Source organism: Pseudomonas sp. JAI111, from assembly GCF_024809425.1.
Lineage (GTDB): Bacteria > Pseudomonadota > Gammaproteobacteria > Pseudomonadales > Pseudomonadaceae > Aquipseudomonas.
Genome location: NZ_JANUCB010000002.1, coordinates 635,061 through 660,598 on the forward strand (window position 1 = coordinate 635,061; position 25,538 = coordinate 660,598).

The following is a 25,538-nucleotide window of genomic DNA, read 5'->3' on the forward strand; positions in this document are numbered from 1 at the left end:
GATCGATATTCCTTAAATACTTTGTAGTAGCGGGAAAATGAGCGGGGGAATCAGCCTTCGACAACAGCGAGAATCTCGTTCTCAGCCATTACTACCAGGTCTTCGCCATCAACTTTCACAGTGTTGCTGCCGGAGTACGGGCCGAACACAACCTTGTCACCCACTTTCACGGACAGTGCACGCACTTCACCGTTGTCCAGCACTTTGCCTGGGCCTACAGCGAGGACTTCACCCTGGTTTGGCTTTTCAGCAGCCGAACCTGGCAGGACGATACCGCCAGCGGTTTTCTTTTCTTCTTCGCTGCGACGGATAACGACGCGGTCATGCAGAGGACGAAGCTTCATTGTCGATCTCTCCTAATTGTGGTTTTCATCGGCCGGTGTAGTCCCGGCGGGTTTAACAAATCCGGCGGTGCCGGGTGCGGCTCGACAAGCGAGACGCGGAAGTCTGTCTGGCGTGATCGCCAGAAACCTTGCGGTGACCGTTACATAAGGGCGTACAAGCTGATTACAAGGGCGGGGAGCAAAAAATTTTCACCTTGACGCCCCAAAAACGAACACGGCACCCGAAGGTGCCGTGGCATTGAAAGGTGTTACTTGGAATCACGGTGTTCGAACTCGCCTTCGATCACATTGGGCTCGCGACCCAGCGGCGCTCGCGGAGCAGGACCGCCCCGGGATTGAAGATCATCGGCGAACGCACGCTGACGGATGGCTTGCTCCTCGGCGCGCTGGCGCATTTTATTGGCCAGCAGTCGACGGGAGATCGGCAGCAACATGATCAAGCCCAGCACGTCGGTGACGAAACCCGGCAGGATCAACAGACCGCCCGCCAGGGCCAGCATCAGGCCTTCGAGCATGGTTTGCGCCGGCAGTTCGCCGCGGTTCAGGCTTTCACGAGCCCGCAATGCAGTGGCCAGACCGGCGATACGCAGCACAAACACGCCGAGCATCGAGCCGAGAATTATCAGCAGCAGGGCCGGGAAAAACCCGATCGCCCCGCTGACCTTGACGAATACGAACAGCTCCAACACCGGAAACAGTACAAAGAGCAATAAAAAAGGGCGCATCAAATGGTTCCTCAACGCAAGAATGCCTTGCCAGTCTTCCCTAGATGACGTCGCCGATTCGTGAATTCAAGCACCGGCCACTTCATTTTTCGGCCAATGCTCGGCGTGAGCCAGGAAAACCAAGGCTTCGCGCACTTGTGTCGGCGTATTACAAGGCGCTTGAAACGGCAGCCAGTACAGGGCCTGACCAATGCGCAGGTGCATGCCTTCGCTGTCGATGCCCGCCAGTTGCGCCGGCTCGGTTTTCGGCAGGCCTGCCAGATCGACGTAATGGGCGATGGCCTTGGCGTGATCGGCATTCATGTGCTCGACCATACTCGCTTCGGCCTTGCCGGCAAACGGGTTGGCCAGGGTCAGGTGGTCGACCCAGTGGATCGCGCCAAAACCACCGATGTAGCGGTGACGCACAGGTTTGAGCACCCAGAAATCGAAATCGTGAGCCTTGTGGTAGCTCAGCGAATCCGGGAAATAGCGGTAGTAACGTTCCGCCGCCGCTTCGATGGCCGCCTCGTCCTCGAGCTTTTCTGCTTCGGCGAGGTAAGTCAGGCGACCAACGGCTTGCACGTCATCGGCCTCGCGCTCACCCACGAACAACGAACATTTCGGGTCTTTTTGCAGGTTATGGGTGTGCTGTGCGATGCGGCTGATAAGGATCAGCGGCCGCCCCTGCTCGTCCAGGCAGTAAGGAACGACAGAACCGAACGGGAAACCCGGCATCGACTTGGAGTGTGTCGACAACACCCCACGGTATTCCTTGAGAAGCAATTCTCGGGCATTCTTGGCCGCTTCTACGCTCAATTTATGACTCCTTAAATAGAATCCGTCGAAAAAACGGACAGGCGCCTGGGGATAGTTTCCAGTACGCCATCGGGGCAGTTCTCGTGTGCAACCAGGCCACATCCGGTGCAGATCGAGAGGCTCTCTAGAAGGAAGACCACTTCAACCTGCTACTGGGGCATGCGAATGCAACTCACCGACAAAGTAATCATTATCACTGGCGGTTGCCAGGGTTTAGGCCGTTCCATGGCCGAGTATTTCGCAGGCAAAGGCGCGAAGCTTGCGCTGGTCGATTTGAACCAGGAAAAGCTCGACGACACCGTCGCCGCTTGCAAGGCCAAGGGTGTCGAAGCCCGTGCCTACCTGTGCAACGTCGCCAATGAAGAGCAAGTCACGCACATGGTCGCTCAGGTGGCTGAAGATTTCGGTGCGATTCATGGCCTGATCAACAACGCCGGGATCCTGCGCGACGGCCTGCTGTTGAAGGTCAAGGACGGCGAAATGACCAAGATGAGCCTGGCCCAGTGGCAGGCGGTGATCGACGTCAACCTGACCGGCGTGTTCCTGTGCACCCGTGAAGTCGCGGCGAAAATGGTCGAGCTGAACAACAGCGGCGCGATCATCAATATCTCCTCGATTTCCCGTGCCGGCAACGTTGGCCAGACCAACTACTCTGCCGCCAAGGCCGGTGTGGCAGCGGCGACCGTGACCTGGGCCAAGGAACTGGCGCGCTACGGTATCCGTGTGGCGGGCATTGCGCCGGGCTTCATCGAAACCGAAATGACCCTGGGCATGAAGCCTGAAGCGCTGGAGAAAATGACGTCCGGTATTCCGCTCAAGCGCATGGGCAAGCCGGACGAGATCGCCCATTCGGCGGCGTACATTTTCGAGAACGATTACTACACCGGCCGGATCCTGGAAATGGATGGTGGGTTGCGCATCTAAAGCTACACACAAAACAACTGTGGGAGCGGGCTTGCTCGCGAAAGCGGTGTGTCAATCAACAGATAAGTTGACTGATCTACCGCATTCGCGAGCAAGCCCGCTCCCACAGGGAATCGCGTTTGTTCTATGACTCAATCGTCGCTGATGGTGATGTTCGGCATCGCCGGTGTCGCCGCTTCCTGCAACACAATCCGCGCGCCAACGTGGCGGGCGAGTTCCTGGTAGACCATCGCAATCGGGCTGTCCGGCTCGGCGATCACGGTTGGCTTACCGCCATCGGCCTGTTCGCGAATGGCCATCGCCAACGGCAATGAAGCCAGGAGCTCAACGCCGTACTGGCTGGCCAGCTTCACGCCACCGCCCTCACCGAACAGATGCTCGGCATGTCCGCAGTTGGAGCAGATGTGCACGGCCATGTTTTCTACCACGCCCAACACCGGGATGTTGACCTTGCGGAACATCTCGACGCCCTTGCGCGCATCCAGCAACGCCAGGTCTTGCGGGGTGGTGACGATGACCGCACCGGCCACCGGGACTTTCTGCGCCAGGGTCAGCTGGATGTCACCGGTGCCTGGCGGCATGTCGATGACCAGGTAATCCAGATCGCCCCAGGCGGTCTGTGTCACCAGTTGCAGCAGCGCACCGGATACCATCGGCCCACGCCAGACCATCGGCGTGTTGTCGTCGGTCAGGAACGCCATCGACATCACTTCAACGCCATGGGACTCGATCGGCACGAACCACTTCTGATCCTTGATCTTCGGTCGGGTGCCCTCGGGGATGCCGAACATGATGCCCTGGCTCGGACCGTAGATGTCCGCGTCAAGAATCCCGACCTTGGCGCCTTCACGGGCCAGGGCCAGCGCAAGGTTGGCGGCAGTTGTGGATTTGCCCACGCCGCCCTTGCCGGACGCCACGGCCACCACGTTCTTGACGTTGGCCAGGCCTGGAATTTGCGCCTGGGCCTTGTGCGCAGCAATCACGCTGGTGATGTCAACGCGAGCGGTCGTCACGCCGTCGAGGCCTTCGATCGCCATTTGCAGCATCTGCGACCAGCCACTCTTGAACAGACCGGCGGCGTAACCCAATTCCAGCTGGACGCTGACGCGATCGCCCTGGATGTCGATGCTGCGCACACACCCGGCGCTGACCGGGTCCTGGTTCAGGTAAGGGTCGGTGTATTGGCGAAGGACGGCTTCCACCGCTGCGCGATTGACGGCGCTCATGGGCAACTCCGATAGCAGGACTGAAAATCAGGCGGCTATCCTACCTGTTCTACAGGCCGGACGGCATGCTTTCAGAATGTGACAATTATCCGATGACCACACACTATTTGCCGGACGGTGCATAAGGTTCTCGGGGGTGAAAAATATGCGCCGGCGCTTTATAGTGGCCGACCTCCGTTTCATCAAGTAGCCGAGCCCCATGTCCGAGCCACGCAAGATCCTCGTTACCAGCGCCCTGCCCTATGCCAATGGTTCGATCCATCTTGGCCACATGCTGGAATACATCCAGACCGATATGTGGGTGCGCTTCCAGAAGCACCGCGGCAATCAATGCATCTATGTCTGCGCCGACGACGCCCACGGTTCGGCCATCATGCTGCGCGCGGAAAAGGAAGGCATCACCCCGGAACAACTGATCGCCAACGTCCAGGCTGAACACAGCGCCGACTTTGCCGAGTTCCTGGTGGACTTCGACAACTTCCACTCCACTCACGCCGAAGAAAACCGTGAGCTGTCGAGCCAGATCTACCTGAAGCTGCGCGACGCCGGGCACATTGCCCAGCGTTCGATCACTCAGTACTTCGACCCGGAAAAGAAAATGTTCCTGGCCGACCGCTTCATCAAGGGCACCTGCCCGAAATGCGGCACCGAAGACCAGTACGGCGACAACTGCGAAAAATGCGGTGCGACCTACGCACCGACCGACCTGAAGGATCCGAAGTCGGCGATCTCTGGCGCCACCCCGGTGCTCAAGGATTCCCAGCACTTCTTCTTCAAGTTGCCGGACTTCCAGGACATGCTGCAAACCTGGACCCGCAGTGGCACCCTGCAAGAAGCCGTGGCGAACAAAATCGCCGAATGGCTGGATGCCGGCCTGCAACAGTGGGACATCTCTCGCGATGCGCCGTACTTCGGTTTCGAAATCCCGGGCGAGCCGGGCAAGTACTTCTACGTCTGGCTGGACGCGCCAATCGGCTACATGGCCAGCTTCAAGAACCTGTGCAACCGCACGCCGGAGCTGGACTTCGACGCGTTCTGGGGCAAGGACTCCACCGCCGAGCTGTACCACTTCATCGGCAAGGACATCGTCAACTTCCACGCCCTGTTCTGGCCAGCGATGCTCGAAGGCGCCGGTTTCCGTAAACCGACCGGCATCAACGTCCACGGCTACCTGACCGTCAACGGTCAGAAAATGTCCAAATCCCGCGGCACCTTCATCAAGGCCCGGACCTATCTGGATCACCTGTCGCCGGAATACCTGCGCTACTACTACGCGGCCAAGCTGAGCCGTGGCGTCGATGACCTCGACCTGAACCTCGAAGACTTCGTGCAGAAGGTCAACTCCGACCTGGTCGGCAAAGTCGTCAACATCGCCAGCCGTTGCGCCGGTTTTATCCAAAAGGGCAACGGTGGATTGCTGGTGGCCGGCAACGCCGCGCCGGAACTGACCGAAGCTTTCCTGGCGGCTGCGCCGAGCATCGCCGAAGCCTACGAGGCTCGTGACTTCGCCCGGGCCATGCGTGAAATCATGGGCCTGGCCGACCGTGCCAACGCCTGGATCGCCGACAAGGCGCCATGGTCGCTGAACAAACAGGAAGGCAAGCAGGATGAAGTCCAGGCCATCTGCGCCCTGGGCGTCAACCTGTTCCGCCAGCTGGTGATTTTCCTCAAGCCGGTCCTGCCGTTGCTGGCCGCCGATGCCGAGGCGTTCCTGAACGTCGCGCCGCTGACCTGGAACGACCACGCCACCTTGCTCAGCAACCATCAGCTGAACGAGTTCAAACCGTTGATGACCCGTATCGACCCGGTAAAAGTGCAAGCCATGAGCGACGCTTCCAAGGAAGACCTGACCGCCAGCGCTACCGACACCGGCGACGCTGCACCTGCCGGCAACGGCGAACTGGCCAAGGATCCACTGTCGCCGGAAGTCGAGTTCGATACCTTCGCCGCTGTCGACCTGCGCGTTGCCTTGATCCTCAAGGCTGAACACGTTGAGGGCGCCGACAAGCTGCTGCGCCTGACCCTGGACATCGGTGATGAGCAACGCAATGTGTTCTCCGGGATCAAGAGCGCTTACCCGGATCCGTCCAAGCTCAATGGTCGCCTGACCATGATGGTTGCCAACCTCAAGCCACGGAAAATGAAGTTCGGCATTTCCGAAGGCATGGTGATGGCTGCCGGCCCTGGCGGCGAAGAAATCTACCTGCTCAGCCCTGACAGCGGCGCCAAGCCGGGCCAGCGCATCAAGTAAGGTTTGATCGGCTAAACCGATCCCACAGTCGTGCGTGACGCGACTGTGGGATTTTCATATCTGGCCCACCCTCCATCCTTGCCGGATAATGCCTAAGCTTTTTAGACCGCCGCGTTTAAAAGCCCCGTTCTTGCCGGCACGATCATGACTGAAATTGTTTTTACGCTTATCAGCGCTGCACTGATCAACAACCTCGTGTTGCACTGGCCGCTGGGCGTCGATCCGCTGTTGGGCAGCGAGCGTGAAAGAGTTCATGCCCTGGGCATTGCGACCACGTGTCTGATGCTGATGGTCGGCGTCCTGGGCTACTCGGCCTATCACTGGCTGCTGGTTCCGCTGGAACTGACTTCGCTGCAGCTGTTCGTGTTCCTGCCGTTGAGCGTGTTGCTGCCCGGTCCGCTGCTGAAGCTGCTTTCACGATTGCTTCCAAAGCGTTCGTTCGATGGCCTCTGGCTTTTGCTGCTGGGTAACGCCGGCGTGCTTGGCCTGACCTTGCTCAACGCGCAGGCCGACCAGGGATTTTTCCACGCCACGGCCCTGAGCCTCTGTGCCGGACTGGGCTTCTGGCTGGTGCTGAGCCTGTTCAGCGACTTGCGCCAACGCACACTCGATAACGATGTTCCCCTGCCCTTTCGCGGCCTGCCGATCGAGTTGATCGGCGCCGGACTGATGGCAGTGGCTTTTCTCGGATTCAGTGGACTGATCAAAACATGAGTCTGATTCAACGCATCGACGCCCTCTTGCCCCAAACCCAGTGCGGCAAGTGCGGCCACCCCGGATGCAAGCCCTACGCCGAAGGCATTGCCAGCGGCGAACCGATCAACAAGTGCCCGCCGGGCGGCAGCGAAACCATTGCGGCCCTGGCCGACCTGCTGAAAGTGCCGGTGCTGGAACTGGACGTCAGCCGCGGCTCGGCCCCGGCGCAGATCGCCTATATTCGCGAAGCCGAGTGCATCGGTTGCACCAAGTGCATTCAGGCCTGCCCGGTGGACGCCATCGTTGGCGCGGCCAAGTTGATGCACACGGTGATTGTCGACGAATGCACCGGTTGCGACCTCTGCGTCGCGCCCTGCCCGGTGGACTGCATCGAGATGCACCCGCTGCCGATCGCCACGGTGCTGCCGGTTGTTGGCGGCCTGGCGTTCAGCCTTGATGAACAGCGCGCCCGCGCCGCCAAGCGCAATCACGCACGCCAACGTTTCGAACAGCGAAATGCCCGCCTGCGCCGCGAAGAAGAACACAAACATGCTGAACGTCAGGCCCGTGCTCAACGCGCCGCGCCGCAAAGTGAAGTGGCAACGCTTGATCCGGTGCAGGCGGCGCTTGAGCGAGTGCGTGCACAGAAAGCCGCGAACATTGATGCGGCAGTGAAAAAAGCCAAGATCGATGTGGCGATGAGTCGTGCGCAACTGAACAAATCACTCAAGGCATTCGGGCATCCACCGACCTTCGAGCAGCAGTCGCAATTGATCGTCCTGCAACAACAGTTCGAGGCCGCGGAACAGGCTTTGGCGACGCTGGAAAGCACGGCACCGCCAGCCCCGGTCACGCCGGTCATTCCAGCGAAAAATGCAGAATTGAATCGGGCAAAGATCCAGTTGGCCATGCGCCGCGCCGAACTCAAGAAAGCGCAAACCGGCGAAGCAGCGGCTGAACAGATCCTGACGCTGGAACTGGCGGTGAAGGAAGCCGAGCGTCAGCTGGAGGCCTATGTCACCCCTTGAATCGGTGGACGAACGCCTTCAGCAGGCCATGAAGCTGGTGTTGCTGGCCACCGTGCCAGGCCTGCTGGTGTTGTTCTGGCTGTATGGCTGGGGCGTGTTGATCAACCTGATCCTGGCGAGCGTGGCGGCGCTGGCCGTAGAAGCGGCGGTGTTGCAGCTGCGTAAACGCCCCATACGACCGACCTTGAGCGACGGCAGTGCCCTGGTCAGCGCGACGTTGCTGACTGTGGCCTTGCCGGCTTACTGCCCGTGGTGGCTGACGGTCAGTGCTGCAGCGTTCGCGCTGTCCGGTAAACATGTGTATGGCGGCGTCGGCAAGAACCCGTTCAACCCGGCCATGCTCGGTTTCGCCTTTGTGCTGGTGGCCTTTCCTCAGCAGATGACCCTTTGGCCCTCGTCGCACGGCATGGACCTGCTCGGTGGTTTGCAACAGGTCTTCGGTTTCAGCCTCAGCCAGACGCCGGATGCCTGGGTCCAGGCCACTGCACTGGACAGTCTGCGGATCAATAAAAGCCTGACCATGGACGAGCTCTTCGCCGGCAACCCGGCCTTCGGCCATTTTGGCGGTCGTGGCGTGGAATGGGTCAATCTGGCGTTTCTGGCCGGCGGCGCGTTTCTGCTGCAACGGCGGGTATTCAGCTGGCATGCGCCGGTCGGCATGCTCGCCAGCCTGTTCATCATCAGTCTGTTGTGCTGGAACGGTTCGGGCTCCGACTCCCATGGCTCGCCACTGTTTCACCTGCTGACCGGCGCGACCATGCTCGGTGCATTCTTTATCGTCACCGAGCCAGTGTCCGGCGCGAAAAGCCCCGGTGCGCGCTTGTTGTTCGGCGCCGGTGCGGGATTACTGACCTACCTTATTCGTACCTGGGGCGGCTATCCGGACGGCGTGGCCTTTGCGGTGTTGCTGATGAACCTCTGCGTACCGGCGCTGGAGCGGTTTGTCGCGTCCAGACAGGAGCACGTTGCGCCATGAATCGAGCGACGAGCGTTGTAATGCTGGTGCTGCTGGCCGGGCTAGGGATTGGCGCGACGTACCTCGCGCAACACGCCAGCGCACCTCGCATAGCCGCTACACAGCGATTGATCGACAGCCGCAACCTGCTGGACCTGCTGCCACCGGGAAGCTACGACAATCAACCGCTGGAACAGCCGCTGCCCGTCGACAACATCGAGCTGAGCAACAGCAGGCTCTTGGGCGGCTACCTGGCGACCAAGGGCGGTCAACCGAGCGCAGTGTTGCTGCGTAGCCAGACATTGGGCTACGAAGGCTCCATCGAGTTGCTGATCGCGATCAGCACCAACGGCAGGTTACTGGGGGTCAAAACCCTCAAGCAATCGGAAACCCCGGGACTGGGCGGCAAAATCGCCGACCGGCCCAATGCCTGGCTCGGGGGATTTACCGGCAAGTCTCGAACCGAACCTGGCGACTCGGGTTGGGCCTTGAAAAAAGACCAGGGACAATTCGATCAGATCGCGGGCGCAACCATCACTTCAAGGGCCGTGATCAGCGCCATCCATGAGGCACTGCGCTACTTTGATGAACACGCACAACAGCTGATCGGAAGTAGCGCTCATGAATAAGTCATCGACGCTGCGAAACTCACTGATGCTGGCGCCACTGATCGGCGCCACCGATGCCTGGGCAAACGCTCTGGGCCTGTGGCTGATGTTTGTCGTGGTGACCTGCGTCTACGGCCTCGCGATGGGCGTACTGCGACCACGACTGGAGCAATCCACCCGTTTGCTGGCCAGCGTCGTGCTGGCGGCCACGCTGACCGCTTGCGCGGAACTTGGCGCGCAAGTCTGGTCGCTTCAATGGCATCAGCACGCAGGAATCTACGCAGGGTTGATTGCCTTGCAATGCGTCGTGCTGGAACACAATGGTTTTTTCCAGGAATCCCCGCGGGATCGCCTGCGCTTGTGCGGATGGTTTGGCGCGCTGATGCTGGGCCTTGGCCTACTGCGCGGATTCATCGGCGACAGTGGCCTGCACCTGGCGACGCTGGCCCCCGGCGGCTTCATTCTGCTGGGACTGTTGATCGCTGCACGTCAGGCCTTTCTCCGCTCGACCTCTTCACTTTGATTGCCTTCGAGGAAACGCACCGCCCATGAATGCCGCAAAACGTCTGGAAATTTTCCGCAGGTTTCACGAAGACAACCCGGAACCGAAGACCGAACTGGCGTATTCCTCGCCGTTCGAATTGCTGATTGCGGTGATTCTGTCGGCCCAGTCGACCGATGTCGGCGTCAACAAGGCCACCGCCAAACTGTACCCGGTGGCAAATACACCGGCGGCGATTTATGCCTTGGGGGTCGAGGGACTTTCGGAATACATCAAGACCATCGGCCTGTACAACAGCAAAGCAAAAAACGTGATCGAAACCTGTCGCTTGCTGGTAGAGCGCCACGGCGGTGAAGTACCGCAAACCCGCGAGGAGCTGGAAGCGCTGCCCGGTGTGGGTCGCAAGACCGCCAACGTCGTGCTCAATACCGCGTTTCGTCAGTTGACCATGGCGGTCGACACCCACATTTTCCGCGTCAGCAATCGCACAGGTATTGCACCCGGCAAGAACGTTGTCGAGGTGGAGCAGAAACTGATGAAGTTCGTGCCCAAGCAATACCTGCTCGACGCCCATCACTGGTTGATCCTGCACGGACGCTACGTCTGCCTGGCCCGCAAGCCTCGCTGCGGCAGTTGCCGTATCGAGGATTTATGCGAGTACAAGGCAAAGACCTCGGACGATTGAGGCACTATTAAGTTTATTGATATACCGATTGAAAAAATCTTTTTTACCCGCCGGTCGATTGTCGATATAAGGAGCGCCAAAGGCAGTCTTAGCCTGGAGTTAACCTTATGAGCACTGGCAAAGAGCAATTGGACGTAGAAGACGACTTCACCCCTGTTGAGGCCGATGATGCTGAACCGGTGGTTGAAGTGGCAAAGACCAACCTGAGCAAACGCCGTACCATCGACAACCTGCTGGAGGAGCGCCGACTGCAAAAGCAATTGGCCGATTACGATTTTGACCTATGACACCTAAAAGCCTCCCGAAACGGAGGCTTTTTACTAAGTGCCGATCCTGCAGGCAGTCCTTTCAGCATGGTTCGTCAAACGCTGGCATACTCACACCAGACCATTGCGTTGAGCCAATTCGATCAGATCGACCAGGGAGCGTGCATTGAGTTTCAACAACAGGCGGGTTTTGTAAGTACTGACGGTTTTGTTGCTGAGAAACATGCCATCGGCGATCTCCTTGTTGGTCTTTCCTCGGGCCAGCTGTTGCAACACCATCATCTCTCGCCCCGACAGACGATCCACCATGTCCGCCTCACTGGCATTGCCAAGACTTGAACGCACAGTGTGCAACGCTTGATTGGGGAAGTAACTGTAGCCAGACAGTACTGCCTTTATTGCACTGAGCAACTCAGTGAGATCCTGTTGTTTGCAAACATACCCGGCGGCCCCCGACTGCATGCAACGCATGGAAAAATGCCCAGGCGCCTGAGAAGTCAGTATCAGCACTTTAAGAGGCATCGCCGTCGAGGTAAGACGAGCAATGACTTCCAATCCATCCAGTTTCGGTATTCCAATATCCAGAATGACAATATCCGGCATCAGCTCGCGGGCAAGTTGCAATGCATCCACGCCATTATCTGTTTCTGCAATGACCTCGTAGCCATGTCGCTCCATTAGCATACGCACCGCAAGACGAATGACGGGGTGATCATCCACGATCAGCACTTTATTCATGGGCAAGTCCAATTTTCGCTGTTCGAATTTTTAGAGCCCGCACAATAGCCTAGTCGTTTCAGACATGGCATGCCGCCCCCCTCGGCCACCCACACCGAGAGACATTCCCTACAAAAAAGCAGGAGAAGTCTTACAAGATTCTTACGATTACTGTGTGTCTTAAATTTTATTGACCCGTGCACGTGCTACGTTTCAATTTTTTTTGTATCGATATACATCTGAAAACAAACGACCTGCCGGGGCCCATTTGTCACACCAACGGCCAAGGATTGAGCTACGCTTGAAATCTACCAGCCCGCGAGGCGCCTGGGTTCAGCGCAATGCTCCCATGCCTGCACCCGCGTTACTTTCAGTAAAAAAAGTTCACACCAGCGCCACGCCGAAAACAAAAACAAACTCAACAACGACTAAAACAACCACCCACTTATACCTGATTTAACATGAACACAGCTACTATAACAACTTACTGAAAAACCCATATAACGAGGAGTTCCCACACACAACTAATAAACAACACAACACCCACTTATACCCATTCAAAAAAACCTCTAAATCTTCGAGAAAAAGACATCATTCATGAGCACACGACATGATAAAACCCAAGAGAAAAATTACCAACCCCATGACAATCATTGCGATATTTGCAGTACTGTCTGAAACATCAGCAGCTGTCTCCCTTCCCTTTCTCGACAATGAGGAGCGAGAGATTTATATCTGGTTCCTTATCAGCTTCCCCTTTTATTTGCTCTTTCTGTTCTTTGCCACACTCAACTTCAATTACCGATCGCTTTATGCGCCCACTGACTTTGAGAAAGGAAAGCACTTCATAAAAGTCATGGGCAACGCTGATCAACCGCAAAGCAGCACTTTCGAAGCCCCTCCCGAACATTGGGTGAACCACTACCTGCGTTTGCCCATGCGGTCACAGGACCTGCACATCATTGATGCGCGGGTCATGTGCAGAAAAACGGAATTCAACCACCTGATGGAGAAGGTCCAGCAACAACAGGAAAGGCCTGAGCAACTGATCGTGTTTATCACCAGTGCAGACTCGGAGGCATTTTTGAAGGAAAACGCGCTCAAGCACTCGAAGCAAACCAGAAAGCGTCACGGCTTCTGCGTTGCTTACAATTTGAGTTCACGTGACGTGACGACGGTGGGCTGAGGATTTATTCCCACAGCAGCAGGCGATGCTCTGGAAGAGCAATCGTGGAGAAACACAGAAGGAGAGGTATGAGCAACAACGAATAGAACGATAAATCGCATGTCCGGCCAGAAAATCCCCCCCTTTCAGCAATGTGGCCTTGTCATCGACAAGGCCACATTTCTATTGCGACTTCAAAGGTCTCAGAACAGCTTGCGGCCTTTGTTTGCAGCAATGCGCATACGCAAGGCGTTGAGCTTGATGAAGCCCGCCGCGTCGGCCTGGTTGTAGGCGCCGCCGTCTTCTTCGAAGGTCGCGATGTTGGCATCGAACAACGATTCGTCGGACTTGCGACCGGTAACGATCACGTTCCCCTTGTACAGCTTCAGGCGCACAACGCCGTTCACGTGTGCCTGGGACGCATCGATCATCTGTTGCAGCATCAGACGCTCAGGGCTCCACCAGTAACCGGTGTAGATCAGGCTGGCGTATTTAGGCATCAGCTCGTCTTTGAGGTGAGCCACTTCACGGTCCAGGGTGATCGATTCGATCGCACGGTGAGCGCGCAGCATGATGGTGCCGCCAGGGGTTTCGTAGCAGCCACGGGACTTCATGCCCACGTAACGGTTCTCGACGATGTCGAGACGGCCGATACCGTGTTCGCCACCGATACGGTTCAGGGTCGCCAGCACGGTGGCCGGGGTCATTTCGACGCCGTCCAGTGCCACGATGTCGCCGTTGCGGTAGGTCAGTTCCAGGTACTGCGCCTTGTCTGGAGCCTTCTCCGGAGAGACGGTCCATTTCCACATGTCTTCTTCGTGCTCGGTCCAGGTGTCTTCCAGCACGCCGCCTTCATAGGAGATGTGCAGCAAGTTGGCATCCATCGAGTACGGGGATTTTTTCTTGCCGTGACGCTCGATCGGGATGTTGTGCTTTTCAGCGTAATCCATCAGCTTTTCACGGGACAGCAAGTCCCATTCGCGCCACGGAGCAATCACTTTTACGCCTGGCTTCAAGGCGTAGGCACCGAGTTCGAAACGAACCTGGTCGTTGCCTTTGCCGGTAGCGCCGTGGGAAATGGCGTCAGCACCGGTTTCGTTGGCGATTTCGATCAGGCGTTTGGCGATCAACGGACGAGCGATGGAAGTACCCAGCAGGTACTCGCCTTCGTAAACGGTGTTGGCGCGGAACATCGGGAAAACGAAATCGCGCACGAACTCTTCGCGCAAGTCGTCGATGTAGATCTCTTTGACGCCCATGGCTTGTGCCTTGGCGCGTGCAGGTTCGACCTCTTCGCCCTGACCCAGGTCAGCGGTGAAGGTCACGACTTCACAGTTATAAGTATCCTGCAGCCACTTGAGGATCACCGAAGTGTCCAGGCCGCCGGAATACGCCAGAACGACCTTGTTTACGTCCGCCATGCCATCACTCCACGGGGTTCTACGGAAAGCCGTGAAGTCTACCGGTCATACGAAATAATTTACAGAGGCGCGACAGCTTATGACGACGAAGCGACAGATTATGTCGAGCGAGCGACGATTTCAGCGGGTTCAGGAGGTCGTGGCAGCGCTGCCGGGCGTCGCGACTTGAGGCGCCACTTTCTCGGTCGGGGCGACCCGCTCCAGGCGCACCGCGACCCGGCGATTCTTCGCGCGGTTGGCGGGGCTGGTGTTCGGTGCCACAGGATAACGCTCACCGTGGAAACGCAGGGTGATCTGCGACTCCTGAATGCCATTGGCCTTGAAAAAATCCATCACCGCCAACGCCCGACGGCGTGACAATTCGCGGTTGGTCAGACGATTGCCGCTGTTGTCGGAGTGCCCGTCGAGCTCGATGTGATTGACCGTCGGATCGGCCTTCATGAACTCCAGCATCACCTGCAACTGGGCCTTGCCCCGCGCATCGAGGTCAACACCTTCACCCGGGAAGCCGATTTCGGACTGTTTGACCTGTTCGAAATTCTTCGGCAGCAATTTTGCCACGCAACCCTGGTAGTCGTTGAAGGCCTTGCTGAACTTGACCGGTAACAAGCGCACCTCAGACACCCGACCGTCGCCGGAGGAATGCCGGATGACCGGGCTGCGGCCGTCCATCAATCCGCTGATCAGGCGTCCGGCCTGAACTTGCGAACTGTTGAACAGCACATTGCCGCTACCGATTCGCACCGACCCCAGGTTGATGTCGCCACGTCCCGGCTGCCAAGGCGCAGCCGCTGCCAGCAGGGTCGCGGAACCGCCGCCGATCATCGCGTTGTAGGATTTGAGACGAAACGTCGCCTGCTCGCCAGCACGGCGCACGAACTCACCCGACCCGAAATCGGTGATCGGCTGACTCAGGCGGCATTCGAACTTGTCACCTTCGACCGTCCACTCGATGCTCTCCAGACGCGTCTGGAAAGTGAGCGCCATTGCGGGAAGGCTGGCAAACACACTGAGCAAGGCTAAATAACGCTGGCGCACGGGAGGCTCCACTGGCTTCTACAACAAAAAGACCGACACACGCATGTTTACGGCGTACTACTGGATATCGGAAGCTTCCTTCAAAACTTGATAGCGAGTGCCTGGAAGAGTCTTTTCCGGTAGCATTCCCCTCAGTTTGACCCGCCTGGAATCCCCTCATGTCCGACCGCCTGACCCTGCTGCGTCCCGACGACTGGCATATCCATCTTCGCGATGGTGCCGTGTTGACCAATACCGTTGCCGATGTTGCGCGCACCTTTGGCCGCGCCATCATCATGCCCAACCTGGTACCTCCGGTGCGTAACGCCGCTGAAGCCGATGGCTATCGACAGCGGATTCTCGCTGCACGCCCGGCTGGCAGTCGCTTCGAACCGTTGATGGTGCTGTACCTGACCGACCGTACCCAACCCGAGGAAATTCGCGAGGCCAAGGCCAGCGGTTTCGTTTACGCCGCCAAGCTGTACCCGGCCGGCGCGACGACTAACTCGGACTCTGGTGTCACCAGTATCGACAAGATCTTCCCTGCACTCGAGGCCATGGCCGAGGTCGGGATGCCCTTGCTGATTCACGGCGAAGTCACCCGTAGCGATGTCGACGTTTTCGATCGCGAAAAACTGTTTATCGATGAGCACATGCGTCGTGTGGTCGAGCGTTTCCCGACGCTCAAAGTGGTGTTCGAACACATCACCACCGCTGACGCCGTGCAGTTCGTCAACGAGGCTTCGGCCAATGTTGGCGCAACCATTACCGCACATCACCTGCTGTACAACCGCAACCACATGCTGGTGGGCGGGATTCGGCCACACTTCTATTGCCTGCCGATCCTCAAGCGCAATACCCACCAGGAAGCCCTGCTCGATGCCGCCACCAGCGGCAGCGACAAGTTCTTCCTCGGCACCGACTCGGCGCCTCATGCCCAGCATGCCAAGGAAGCGGCCTGCGGCTGTGCCGGTTGCTATACGGCTTATGCCGCCATCGAGATGTACGCCGAAGCCTTCGAACAGCGCAACGCGCTGGACAAGCTCGAAGCGTTCGCCAGCCTCAACGGCCCACGTTTCTACGGCCTGCCGGTGAACACCGATCGCATTACCCTGGTCCGCGATGAGTGGACCGCCCCAACCAGCCTGCCTTTCGGCGAGCTGACTGTCATCCCGCTGCGCGCCGGTGAAAAACTGCGCTGGCGCCTGCTGGAGGAACACGCGTGAGTGAAGACCATTTCGACGACGAACAGGACGGTCAAGGCGGTGGAGGCGGTCCTCGTCATCCAATGGCTGCCAGATTCCGTGGCTACCTGCCGGTCGTCGTCGACGTAGAGACCGGTGGTTTCAACTCGGCCACCGACGCTCTGCTGGAAATTGCTGCAACCACCATCGCCATGGACGAAAAAGGCTTTGTGTACCCCGATCACACCTATTTCTTTCGTGTAGAGCCTTTTGAAGGCGCCAACATCGAAGCGGCCGCGCTGGAATTCACCGGGATCAAACTCGATCACCCGCTGCGCATGGCGGTGAGCGAAGAGGCCGCCTTGACCGATATCTTTCGCGGCATCCGCAAGGCCCTGAAAGCCAACGGCTGCAAACGGGCGATTCTGGTCGGGCACAACAGCAGCTTCGATCTGGGTTTCCTGAACGCCGCTGTCGCGCGTCTGGACATGAAACGCAACCCGTTCCATCCGTTCTCCAGTTTCGATACCGCGACCCTTGCCGGTCTGGCTTACGGTCAAACCGTGCTGGCCAAGGCCTGTCAGGCAGCCGACATCGACTTCGACGGTCGCGAGGCTCACTCGGCTCGCTACGACACCGAAAAGACCGCCGAGCTGTTCTGCGGCATCGTCAATCGCTGGAAACAAATGGGCGGTTGGGAAGACTTCAACGACTGATCCTTGTCGCCGGTTTATCCCGCCCATAAAAAAACCGGCCTCAACGGCCGGTTTTTTTATGCCTCAAACGCGCTTACAAAGCAGCAGCGTGCTCGGTCAGGTAAGCAGCAACGCCTTCTGGCGAAGCGTTCATGCCCTTGTCGCCTTTTTTCCAGTTGGCAGGGCAAACTTCGCCGTGCTCTTCGTGGAATTGCAGTGCGTCAACCAGACGGATCAGCTCTTCCATGTTACGGCCCAGTGGCAGGTCGTTGATGATCTGCGAGCGGACAACGCCTTTGTCGTCGATCAGGAACGCACCACGGAAAGCTACGCCGTCAGCGGACTGAACGTCATAAGCCTTCATGATTTCCTGCTTGATGTCAGCAGCCATGGTGTAGCGAACCTGGCCGATACCGCCATTGTTCACCGGGGTGTTGCGCCAGGCGTTGTGGGTGAAGTGCGAATCGATCGACACCGCGACCACTTCAACGTTACGTTCCTTGAAGTCAGCCATGCGGTTGTCCAGAGCGATCAGCTCGGACGGGCAAACGAAGGTGAAGTCCAGTGGGTAGAAGAACACCAGGCCGTATTTGCCTTTGATGGCCGAGGACAGGGTGAAGCTGTCTACGATTTCGCCATTGCCCAGTACAGCCGGCACGGTGAAGTCAGGGGCTTGTTTGCCTACGAGTACGCTCATTGAATATCTCCTGGTCTATTAACGTGAAGAACTGGGTTCGCGTCAGCCTGCCACCCTCAGGCGACAGCCCTGTGACACAACCCGCTTCGCAAGGACCGACCATCATACACGGCGTATTTGAGCTGTCCTTAACGGTTTTTCAAGGTGACGGAAAAATTGCCGCTTGCCTGGATACTGGCCGATGGCCTTATTGGAAACCGTTCGTCAGTGATGCGGATTTATAACGCGAAGCTTTCAGAAAGCACTTTGACAATCATTCTCGTTAACATTAAGATCCATCGCAATTGAGTCTCAACCAGCGACGGTTTTCACTTATGTATGTCTGCCTCTGCACTGGCGTCACCGACGGTCAAATCCGCGATGCAATCTATGAAGGTTGCTGCAGCTACAAGGAAGTCCGTAACGCCACCGGCGTCGCCAGCCAATGCGGCAAATGCGCCTGCCTTGCCAAGGAAGTCGTTCGCGAAACGCTGGGCAAACTGCAATCGGCACAGGCCGCGATTCCTTATCCAGTAGAATTTACCGCCGCCTGATACCCCGTATTTCAATGAACCGGACTTGATGTCCGGTTTTTTTATGGCTGAAAATCAATCGCTTACACGCAAGACGCGGAACACAAACATTCTTATTCCGATTAATTTTCATATAAGTTTCAATTACTTAGGTTTGACACCCTTAGTTGCGCGGCTCAAACTCCGCCTTATAGACAGCTAATAAAGGGCAGGACCCCATCATGAAAGGCGACGTTACAGTCATCCAGCATCTCAACAAGATCCTTGCCAATGAACTGGTCGCGATCAATCAATACTTCCTGCATGCACGCATGTATGAAGATTGGGGTCTGAATAAGCTCGGCAAGCACGAGTACCACGAATCCATCGACGAGATGAAGCACGCGGACAAGCTGATCAAGCGCATCCTGTTCCTCGAGGGCCTGCCGAACGTTCAGGACCTTGGCAAGCTGCAGATCGGTGAACACACCCAGGAAATGCTTGAGTGCGACCTGCGCATCGAACGCACCGGCCATGCCGATCTTAAAGTCGCTATCGCTCATTGCGAAACCGTTGGCGACTACGGTAGCCGCGAACTGCTCGAAGACATTCTGGAATCCGAAGAAGAACATATCGACTGGCTGGAAACCCAACTGGGCCTGATCGATAAAGTCGGTCTTGAGAACTACCTGCAATCGCAGATGGGCGAAGACGAGTAAGTTAGCGCCCGCTGAACTCGAGACAATAAAAAGCCCCGCGCTCTTTTAAAGAGGCGGGGCTTTTTTAATGACCGGGGCTCAGGCTTCGGTCTTGCCAGCAGCTGCTTTTTCAACAGCGGCCTTGATCGTGCTCTGCAGCGAACCGTCAGCAGCCATCTCAGTCATGATGTCGCTACCGCCAACCAGCTCACCACCGACCCACAATTGCGGGAAGGTTGGCCAGTTGGCGTATTTTGGCAGGTTCGCGCGGATTTCCGGGTTCTGCAGGATGTCCACGTACGCAAACTTTTCACCACATGCCATCACGGCCTGCGCGGCTTTTGCGGAGAAGCCACACTGCGGGGCATTCGGCGAACCTTTCATGTAAAGCAGAATGGTGTTGTTAGCAATCTGCTCTTTAATCGTTTCGATGATATCCATGGAGCACCTCGGCTGAACTTTCCGACTCAGAGGTCGGCACGGTGGCGCATTGTAACGGAAACCCGAGCGCCATGCTCGGTCTCCCCGACAGACTCAATCAAGCCGCCACCACGGTCACCGGAACGCCGTTCAACGCCGCATTGCCGGACAACTCGTCAAGCTGGCACTCGTCCGTCAGGTCGTTGGCGCTGGAACCCGGCTGGCTGCTGGCGATCGTCATTTGCACGCCCGGGCGCGCATGGCCCCAACCGTGAGGAAGACTGACCACGCCTTTCATCATATCCAGGCTGGCGAGCACTTCAACTTCGATCACGCCGACCCGCGAATAGACCCGTACGCGCTGCCCGTCGCCAAGCCCGCGACTGGCCAGGTCATCGGGGTGCATCAACAATTGATGGCGCGGCTTGCCCTTCACCAAGCGATGATAGTTGTGCATCCAGGAATTGTTGCTGCGCACATGGCGACGGCCAATCATCAGCAATTCGTCGGCGGCGGGTGCTTGCAGCGCGGCGAAGCGGGCCAGGTCGGCAAGAATAACGTCAGGCGCCGCCTGAACTCGCTGGTTGGCGGTTTTCAGACGCGGCGCCAGGTTGGATTTCAGTGCGCCCAGATCGATGCCATGCGGGTGATCGAACAGCGTCGCCAACGACAGCTTGTGTGGCGAGGCATCGCCGTAAAGCCCCATCCGCAAGCCATGATCAATCATCTGCGCAGGAGCAATGGTCGGTTTCAACTCCTTGCCAGTCTTCGCCGCGAACGCCTTGGCCAGGCCGACGAAGATCTCCCAGTCGTGCAACGCGCCTTCGGGTTTGGCCAGGATCGCCCGGTTGAAGCGCGTCACGTTGCGCACCGCGAACATGTTGAACGTGGTGTCGTAGTGATCGTTTTCCAGCGCCGAAGTCGACGGCAGGATCAGGTCGGCGTAACGCGTGGTTTCATTGATGTAGAGGTCAACGCTGACCATGAACTCCAGCCCGTCCAGCGCCTGTTCCAATTGCCGGCCGTTGGGCGTGGACAGGACAGGATTGCCGGCCACGGTGATCAGCGCACGGACCTGCCCTTCTCCGCCGGTAAGCATCTCTTCGGCCAAGGCCGACACCGGCAACTCGCCGCTGTACTCCGGACGCCCGGACACCCGGCTCTGCCATCGATTGAAATGCCCACCCGAAGTCGAAGCCACCAGATCCACCGCCGGCTCGGTGCACAGTGCACCACCGATGCGGTCGAGGTTGCCGGTGACGAGGTTGATCAGTTGCACCAGCCAATGGCACAGCGTGCCGAAGGCCTGGGTCGAAACACCCATGCGGCCATAACAGACCGCTGTCGGTGCCGCCGCGAAATCCCGGGCCAGTTGGCGGATCTGCTCCGCCGGCACTGCGCACAGGGGGCTCATGGTTTCGGCGGTGAAGGTTGCAATCGCCTCACGCACTTCATCCAGGCCGTCCACCGGCAGATGACTGTCGCGGGTCAGGCCTTCGGTGAACAAGGTATTGAGCAAGCCGAACAACAACGCCGCATCGCCACCGGGGCGCACGAACAGATGCTGGTCGGCAATCGCCGCCGTTTCGCTGCGGCGTGGATCGACCACCACCACTTTGCCGCCCCGGGCCTGAATCGCCTTCAGGCGCTTCTCCACATCCGGCACGGTCATGATGCTGCCGTTGGACGCGAGCGGGTTGCCGCCCAGGATCAGCATGAAATCGGTGTGATCGATGTCCGGAATCGGCAACAGCAAACCGTGGCCATACATCAAATGGCTGGTCAGGTGATGAGGCAACTGATCGACCGAGGTCGCGGAATACCGGTTACGGGTTTTCAGCAGTCCCAGGAAGTAGTTGCTGTGGGTCATCAACCCATAGTTGTGTACGCTGGGGTTGCCTTGATAGACCGCCACCGCGTTCTGCCCGTGACGCTCCTGAATCGCCGAGAGGCGTTCGGCAACCAGGTTGAACGCGTCTTCCCACTCGATGGGCTGCCACTCGCTGCCGACCCGCAGCATCGGCTGACGCAGACGATCCGGATCATTCTGAATGTCTTGCAGGGCAACCGCTTTGGGGCAGATGTGCCCGCGGCTGAACGTGTCCAGCGAATCGCCTTTGATCGAGGTGATCTGCACGCCGTTGCCGTCGATTTCGGACGTCTCGATGGTCAGGCCGCAGATGGCTTCACACAGGTGGCAAGCACGGTGATGGAGAGTCTTGGTCATGGCCAGTCTCTGTTTTGTTCTGGGCGGGCAATGTCGGCCGCGGGAACAAAACTATGGCGCCTGCCCCGCGCCTGCGCCAGCGACGTTCGTCTCGTGAATTGGTGGCTATCAGGCCAGCCGATGGCCGCGCACGATCAGTTCGGCGGCAACCCGGGGGGCGGCGCCTGCAACTGGATCTCCTGAATGGTTTCGATCTGTTCCTGGGCGATATGCACGCCCGTGAGCTCGCCGATCAGTCGCCAATGCTCATCAAGGCCGGTGCTGATGGTTGCCATGCGGTCGATCATCCGTCGACCGGCAGCCTTGGTCACCTCGTCGTCACTGCGCATCAATTCGAAGGACATCGACGTCATGGAGGCTGTGAGGTGAGTCAGTGAGCGGGCCGTGAGGCTCAGTAAATCCATTAACAACTGTTCTTTTGATTCCATTCCGATGCTTCCTGCGTCGCTCGTGACTTAGTTATAACCCAGCACCTTGCATTAGCAAATGTTTCAGAGCAGACACATGTCTCGGCAGCGAGCGAATGCCAGGTCAAAAAGCGACCGAAAGAGCGCCATCCCCGCCCCGCTTGATTGCCAAGCCCGTCGAGCCCGGTGTACAAATAACGGGCTGCTGTCAGGAAACCGGCTTCAAATGCGCTACTGCGGTCACCCCGTAGCCCCTCTGAAATTCCCGAACACCGTAGCCTATTGGAAAAACGCGACATTTAATGTCAAGATCGCGCCTTCCCCTATTTCGTCGCCCCGTGCGGCTTACGCCGCAGGTCTCGCCCGTTTTTTTAGTTAAACAAGGCTTTGAGTATCTGCGGTCTGTTGCAAAAAGGTAGTCAATGATGAGCGCAAGGCACTTTCTCTCCCTGATGGATTGCACGCCCGAAGAGCTGGTCAGCGTGATCCGTCGAGGCGTTGAGCTCAAGGACCTGCGTAACCGCGGCGTACTGTTCGAGCCTCTGAAAAACCGCGTCCTGGGGATGATCTTCGAGAAATCCTCGACCCGCACCCGTATTTCCTTCGAAGCGGGCATGATCCAGCTCGGCGGCCAGGCCATTTTCCTGTCGCCGCGCGACACCCAGCTGGGCCGTGGCGAACCGATCGGTGACGCCGCCATTGTCATGTCGAGCATGCTCGATGCGGTGATGATCCGCACGTTTTCCCATAGCACGCTGACCGAATTCGCCGCCAATTCGCGCGTCCCGCTGATCAACGGCCTGTCCGATGACCTGCACCCGTGCCAGTTGCTGGCCGACATGCAGACGTTCCTCGAGCACCGTGGTTCGATCCAGGGCAAGACCGTGGCCTGGATCGGCGATGGCAACAACATGTGCAACAGCTATATAGAAGCGGCGATCCAGTTCGACTTCCAGTTGCGCGTTGCCTGCCCTGAAGGTTTTGAACCCAATGCGCAATTCCTGGCCAAGGCCGGCGATCGCGTGACCATCGTCCGCGATCCGCAGGATGCCGTGCGCGGCGCGCACCTGGTGAGCACTGACGTCTGGACCTCCATGGGCCAGGAAGAAGAAACCGCCAAACGCCTGAAGCTGTTCGCGCCGTACCAGGTCACCCGCGCCCTGCTCGACCTGGCCGCCGAAGACGTGCTGTTCATGCACTGCCTGCCGGCTCACCGTGGCGAGGAAATCAGCCTCGACCTGCTCGACGACAAGCGTTCGGTCGCCTGGGATCAGGCAGAAAACCGCCTTCACGCACAAAAGGCCTTGCTCGAGTTTCTCGTCCCGCCTTCGTACCATCACGCATGAGCCATCCATTACTGCTGAACCTGCGCAACCTCGCCTGCGGCTATCAAGAGCAGCGGGTTGTGCAGAACCTCAACCTGCATTTGAATGCCGGCGATATCGGTTGCCTGCTCGGTTCCTCGGGCTGCGGCAAGACCACCACGCTGCGGGCGATTGCCGGTTTCGAACCGGTGCACGAAGGTGAAATCACCTTGGCGGGCGAGACCCTGTCCAAACCCGGTTTCACCCTTGCCCCGGAAAAACGCCGGATTGGCATGGTGTTCCAGGACTACGCGCTGTTTCCGCATTTGAGCGTGGCCGAGAACATCGCCTTCGGGATCCGCAAGCATCCGCAAAAGGAACGGGTCACCGAAGAATTGCTGGAACTGGTCAACCTGAAAAACCTTGGCAAACGCTTCCCGCACGAGTTGTCCGGCGGTCAGCAGCAGCGTGTCGCCTTGGCCCGCGCACTGGCGCCTGAACCGCAATTGTTGCTGCTCGACGAGCCGTTCTCCAACCTCGATGGCGAACTGCGACGCAAGCTCAGCCATGAGGTGCGCGACATTCTCAAGGCCCGTGGCACCAGTGCGATTCTGGTGACCCACGATCAGGAAGAAGCCTTCGCGGTCAGCGATCATGTCGGGGTTTTCAAGGAAGGTCGCCTGGAGCAATGGGACACGCCCTACAACCTGTATCACGAACCGCTGACACCCTATGTGGCGAGTTTCATCGGGCAGGGATATTTCATCCGCGGCCAGCTGAGCAGCCCGGAGTCAGTGCAGACCGAGTTGGGCGAGTTGCGCGGCAACCGTGCCTACACCTGGCCGGTGGGCGGCGCGGTGGACGTATTGCTGCGCCCGGACGACATCGTTTATGCGCCGGACAGCGCATTGAAGGCGCGGATTGTCGGCAAGTCGTTCCAGGGTGCATCGACACTCTATCGTTTGCAGCTGCCGACCGGCGCGCAATTGGAGTCGATTTTCCCCAGCCACGCCGATCATCTGGTCGGGGCAGAAGTGGGCATTCGTGTCGCGGCTGAACATCTGGTGTTGTTCCAGGCGTCCGGCAGCACGGCCGCGCAGATTCCGACTGTAGAGTCCGGTGTCCGCCGCTACAGCACCGCCAGCTGACCAGCACAATCCCTGTGGGAGCGAGCTTGCTCGCGATAGCAATTTCACATTCAACAGAGATGTTGACTGAACCACAGCTATCGCGAGCAAGCTCGCTCCCACAGTAAGTTTTGGTCAACCGAGAATGAGCGTTCCGCTCGCAACCAGCGTTGCCTGCCCGCCAATCTTCACTCGATCCCCTTCCAGCCGACAGAACAGCTCCCCGCCTCGCTTCGAGCACTGGTAGGCGGTGAGACTCGTCTTGCCCAACCGCTTCGACCAGTATGGAATCAGACTGCAATGGGTCGAACCGGTCACCGGGTCTTCGTTGATACCGATCGCCGGAGCAAAGTAGCGGGACACGAAATCATGCCGACTGCCCTTAGCAGTAACGATGGCGCCCGGCCACGGCAGTTTGGCCAGGGCGACCATGTCAGGCTGACAATCGAGCACAGCTTGCTCGGACTCCAGCACCACGAACAATTCATTGGAGCCCAACACATCGACCACTTCGACGCCCAAGGCGCGTTCGACATCCAGGGTCACACCCACTTCTGACGGCGCGATGGCCGGGAAATCCAGCCACAAGCGCTCGCCTTCACGACTCACACTCAACGGACCGGACTTGCACATGAAGTCCAGGCGTTCGACCGGCTCCTTGTAGATCTCAAACAACACATAAGCGCTCGCCAGGGTCGCATGACCGCACAGCGGCACTTCAGTGGTCGGAGTGAACCAGCGGATGTGCCAGCCCTGCCCTTCGCGCACCACGAAGGCAGTCTCGGCGAGATTGTGTTCAGCGGCGATCTTCTGCATCAACTCATCGGCGAGCCACGCTTCGAGCCGATAGACCATCGCCGGGTTGCCACTGAATGGCCGATCGCTGAACGCGTCGACCTGATGAAACGCTAGCTGCATGACCTTCTCCTTATGTCCGGCCATCGAGCATGTCGTTGCCAG

At 58.3% G+C, this 25,538-nt stretch carries 28 protein-coding genes; 16 read left to right on the forward strand and 12 right to left on the reverse strand.

Features of this window, described 5'->3' with window-relative positions; all coding sequences use genetic code 11:
- Nucleotides 1-50: 50 nt before the first annotated feature.
- From HNR03_RS10605 to HNR03_RS10615, 3 genes are all read right to left on the reverse strand, one after another.
- Entirely contained in the window at nt 51-344 is a 294-nt protein-coding gene (locus HNR03_RS10605) for a co-chaperone GroES (protein WP_033057492.1), read from the reverse strand.
- A gap of 248 nt (nt 345-592) precedes the next feature.
- Nucleotides 593-1,069: an FxsA family protein gene (locus HNR03_RS10610; protein WP_222588241.1), complete on the reverse strand. Its 477-nt coding sequence runs from the start codon at nt 1,067-1,069 to the stop codon at nt 593-595.
- A gap of 66 nt (nt 1,070-1,135) precedes the next feature.
- Nucleotides 1,136-1,867: a HugZ family protein gene (locus tag HNR03_RS10615; RefSeq protein WP_259153326.1), complete on the reverse strand. Its 732-nt coding sequence runs from the start codon at nt 1,865-1,867 to the stop codon at nt 1,136-1,138.
- Nucleotides 1,868-2,032: 165 nt separating this feature from the next.
- On the opposite strand from HNR03_RS10615, the gene HNR03_RS10620 reads away from it, so the two are divergent.
- Entirely contained in the window at nt 2,033-2,791 is a 759-nt protein-coding gene (locus HNR03_RS10620) for an SDR family oxidoreductase (protein ID WP_222588243.1), read from the forward strand.
- 131 nt (nt 2,792-2,922) lie between these two features.
- On the opposite strand, the gene apbC is transcribed toward HNR03_RS10620, so the two are convergent.
- Nucleotides 2,923-4,017 carry an iron-sulfur cluster carrier protein ApbC gene (gene apbC / locus HNR03_RS10625; protein WP_259153329.1) on the reverse strand — a complete coding sequence of 365 codons (1,095 nt, stop codon included), beginning with the start codon at nt 4,015-4,017 and terminating at the stop codon, nt 2,923-2,925.
- A 199-nt stretch (nt 4,018-4,216) separates the two neighbouring features.
- On the opposite strand from apbC, the gene metG reads away from it, so the two are divergent.
- The 8 genes from metG to HNR03_RS10665 all read left to right on the forward strand — a co-directional run bounded on the left by metG (nt 4,217) and on the right by HNR03_RS10665 (nt 11,029).
- Entirely contained in the window at nt 4,217-6,268 is a 2,052-nt protein-coding gene (metG, locus tag HNR03_RS10630) for a methionine--tRNA ligase (protein ID WP_259153343.1), read from the forward strand.
- A 144-nt stretch (nt 6,269-6,412) separates the two neighbouring features.
- On the forward strand, nt 6,413-6,982 hold the full coding sequence (locus tag HNR03_RS10635) for an Rnf-Nqr domain containing protein (protein WP_259153345.1): 570 nt from the start codon (nt 6,413-6,415) through the stop codon (nt 6,980-6,982).
- The gene (gene rsxB, locus HNR03_RS10640; protein WP_259153347.1) at nt 6,979-7,992 is read left to right on the forward strand and encodes an electron transport complex subunit RsxB; all 1,014 of its coding nucleotides are present in this window, start codon (nt 6,979-6,981) and stop codon (nt 7,990-7,992) included. The genes HNR03_RS10635 and rsxB overlap by 4 nt, the downstream gene beginning before the upstream one ends.
- Nucleotides 7,979-8,968, forward strand: coding sequence for an RnfABCDGE type electron transport complex subunit D (locus HNR03_RS10645; protein WP_259153349.1), 990 nt, complete (start codon nt 7,979-7,981; stop codon nt 8,966-8,968). Before rsxB ends, HNR03_RS10645 begins: the two co-directional genes overlap by 14 nt.
- Entirely contained in the window at nt 8,965-9,576 is a 612-nt protein-coding gene (locus HNR03_RS10650; protein ID WP_259153351.1) for an RnfABCDGE type electron transport complex subunit G, read from the forward strand. The genes HNR03_RS10645 and HNR03_RS10650 overlap by 4 nt, the downstream gene beginning before the upstream one ends.
- A complete protein-coding gene (locus tag HNR03_RS10655; RefSeq protein WP_222588250.1) occupies nt 9,569-10,078 on the forward strand; it encodes an Rnf-Nqr domain containing protein in 510 nt (169 codons plus the stop codon). Before HNR03_RS10650 ends, HNR03_RS10655 begins: the two co-directional genes overlap by 8 nt.
- Nucleotides 10,079-10,103: 25 nt before the next feature.
- Nucleotides 10,104-10,742, forward strand: coding sequence for an endonuclease III (nth, locus tag HNR03_RS10660; protein WP_090180771.1), 639 nt, complete (start codon nt 10,104-10,106; stop codon nt 10,740-10,742).
- 107 nt (nt 10,743-10,849) lie between these two features.
- Nucleotides 10,850-11,029 carry a PA3496 family putative envelope integrity protein gene (locus HNR03_RS10665; protein ID WP_007898493.1) on the forward strand — a complete coding sequence of 60 codons (180 nt, stop codon included), beginning with the start codon at nt 10,850-10,852 and terminating at the stop codon, nt 11,027-11,029.
- A gap of 90 nt (nt 11,030-11,119) precedes the next feature.
- On the opposite strand, the gene HNR03_RS10670 is transcribed toward HNR03_RS10665, so the two are convergent.
- A complete protein-coding gene (locus HNR03_RS10670) occupies nt 11,120-11,746 on the reverse strand; it encodes a response regulator transcription factor (protein ID WP_007943575.1) in 627 nt (208 codons plus the stop codon).
- Between the two features lie 589 nt (nt 11,747-12,335).
- On the opposite strand from HNR03_RS10670, the gene HNR03_RS10675 reads away from it, so the two are divergent.
- Complete coding sequence (locus HNR03_RS10675; RefSeq protein WP_259153364.1) at nt 12,336-12,911, forward strand: hypothetical protein; 576 nt, start codon at nt 12,336-12,338, stop codon at nt 12,909-12,911.
- 182 nt (nt 12,912-13,093) lie between these two features.
- Here the strand turns inward: HNR03_RS10675 and HNR03_RS10680 are convergent, their stop codons facing one another.
- Together HNR03_RS10680 and HNR03_RS10685 are read right to left on the reverse strand one after the other, a co-directional pair.
- Nucleotides 13,094-14,311 carry an argininosuccinate synthase gene (locus HNR03_RS10680; protein ID WP_007898502.1) on the reverse strand — a complete coding sequence of 406 codons (1,218 nt, stop codon included), beginning with the start codon at nt 14,309-14,311 and terminating at the stop codon, nt 13,094-13,096.
- 129 nt (nt 14,312-14,440) lie between these two features.
- On the reverse strand, nt 14,441-15,349 hold the full coding sequence (locus HNR03_RS10685; protein ID WP_222588253.1) for an OmpA family protein: 909 nt from the start codon (nt 15,347-15,349) through the stop codon (nt 14,441-14,443).
- Between the two features lie 158 nt (nt 15,350-15,507).
- Here HNR03_RS10685 and pyrC point away from each other — a divergent pair, with 158 nt between their 5' ends.
- Together pyrC and rnt are read left to right on the forward strand one after the other, a co-directional pair.
- Nucleotides 15,508-16,554, forward strand: a complete 1,047-nt coding sequence (gene pyrC / locus HNR03_RS10690) for a dihydroorotase (protein WP_090180762.1) — start codon at nt 15,508-15,510, stop codon at nt 16,552-16,554.
- The gene (gene rnt, locus HNR03_RS10695; protein ID WP_027922845.1) at nt 16,551-17,228 is read left to right on the forward strand and encodes a ribonuclease T; all 678 of its coding nucleotides are present in this window, start codon (nt 16,551-16,553) and stop codon (nt 17,226-17,228) included. The genes pyrC and rnt overlap by 4 nt, the downstream gene beginning before the upstream one ends.
- Nucleotides 17,229-17,301: 73 nt before the next feature.
- On the opposite strand, the gene HNR03_RS10700 is transcribed toward rnt, so the two are convergent.
- The gene (locus HNR03_RS10700) at nt 17,302-17,904 is read right to left on the reverse strand and encodes a peroxiredoxin (RefSeq protein ID WP_222588254.1); all 603 of its coding nucleotides are present in this window, start codon (nt 17,902-17,904) and stop codon (nt 17,302-17,304) included.
- 314 nt (nt 17,905-18,218) lie between these two features.
- Here HNR03_RS10700 and HNR03_RS10705 point away from each other — a divergent pair, with 314 nt between their 5' ends.
- Nucleotides 18,219-18,437 carry a bacterioferritin-associated ferredoxin gene (locus tag HNR03_RS10705; protein ID WP_090180756.1) on the forward strand — a complete coding sequence of 73 codons (219 nt, stop codon included), beginning with the start codon at nt 18,219-18,221 and terminating at the stop codon, nt 18,435-18,437.
- Between the two features lie 200 nt (nt 18,438-18,637).
- Complete coding sequence (bfr, locus tag HNR03_RS10710; RefSeq protein ID WP_259153365.1) at nt 18,638-19,114, forward strand: bacterioferritin; 477 nt, start codon at nt 18,638-18,640, stop codon at nt 19,112-19,114.
- Between the two features lie 78 nt (nt 19,115-19,192).
- Here bfr and grxD read toward each other — a convergent pair whose 3' ends face one another.
- The 3 genes from grxD to HNR03_RS10725 form a co-directional block, all read right to left on the reverse strand.
- Nucleotides 19,193-19,534, reverse strand: a complete 342-nt coding sequence (gene grxD, locus HNR03_RS10715; protein WP_090180701.1) for a Grx4 family monothiol glutaredoxin — start codon at nt 19,532-19,534, stop codon at nt 19,193-19,195.
- 97 nt (nt 19,535-19,631) lie between these two features.
- Complete coding sequence (locus tag HNR03_RS10720) at nt 19,632-21,740, reverse strand: molybdopterin oxidoreductase family protein (protein ID WP_259153366.1); 2,109 nt, start codon at nt 21,738-21,740, stop codon at nt 19,632-19,634.
- A gap of 134 nt (nt 21,741-21,874) precedes the next feature.
- Nucleotides 21,875-22,168 carry a hypothetical protein gene (locus tag HNR03_RS10725; RefSeq protein WP_222588256.1) on the reverse strand — a complete coding sequence of 98 codons (294 nt, stop codon included), beginning with the start codon at nt 22,166-22,168 and terminating at the stop codon, nt 21,875-21,877.
- A gap of 404 nt (nt 22,169-22,572) precedes the next feature.
- Between HNR03_RS10725 and argF the strand changes: the two genes are divergently transcribed.
- Both argF and HNR03_RS10735 read left to right on the forward strand, forming a co-directional pair.
- Nucleotides 22,573-23,493 (forward strand): ornithine carbamoyltransferase, encoded by a 921-nt coding sequence (gene argF / locus HNR03_RS10730; protein ID WP_222588257.1) that lies wholly within the window; start codon nt 22,573-22,575, stop codon nt 23,491-23,493.
- The gene (locus HNR03_RS10735; protein ID WP_259153367.1) at nt 23,490-24,599 is read left to right on the forward strand and encodes an ABC transporter ATP-binding protein; all 1,110 of its coding nucleotides are present in this window, start codon (nt 23,490-23,492) and stop codon (nt 24,597-24,599) included. The genes argF and HNR03_RS10735 overlap by 4 nt, the downstream gene beginning before the upstream one ends.
- Nucleotides 24,600-24,713: 114 nt before the next feature.
- Here the strand turns inward: HNR03_RS10735 and HNR03_RS10740 are convergent, their stop codons facing one another.
- Nucleotides 24,714-25,496 (reverse strand): PhzF family phenazine biosynthesis protein, encoded by a 783-nt coding sequence (locus tag HNR03_RS10740; RefSeq protein ID WP_259153368.1) that lies wholly within the window; start codon nt 25,494-25,496, stop codon nt 24,714-24,716.
- Between the last annotated feature and the right edge of the window lie 42 nt (nt 25,497-25,538).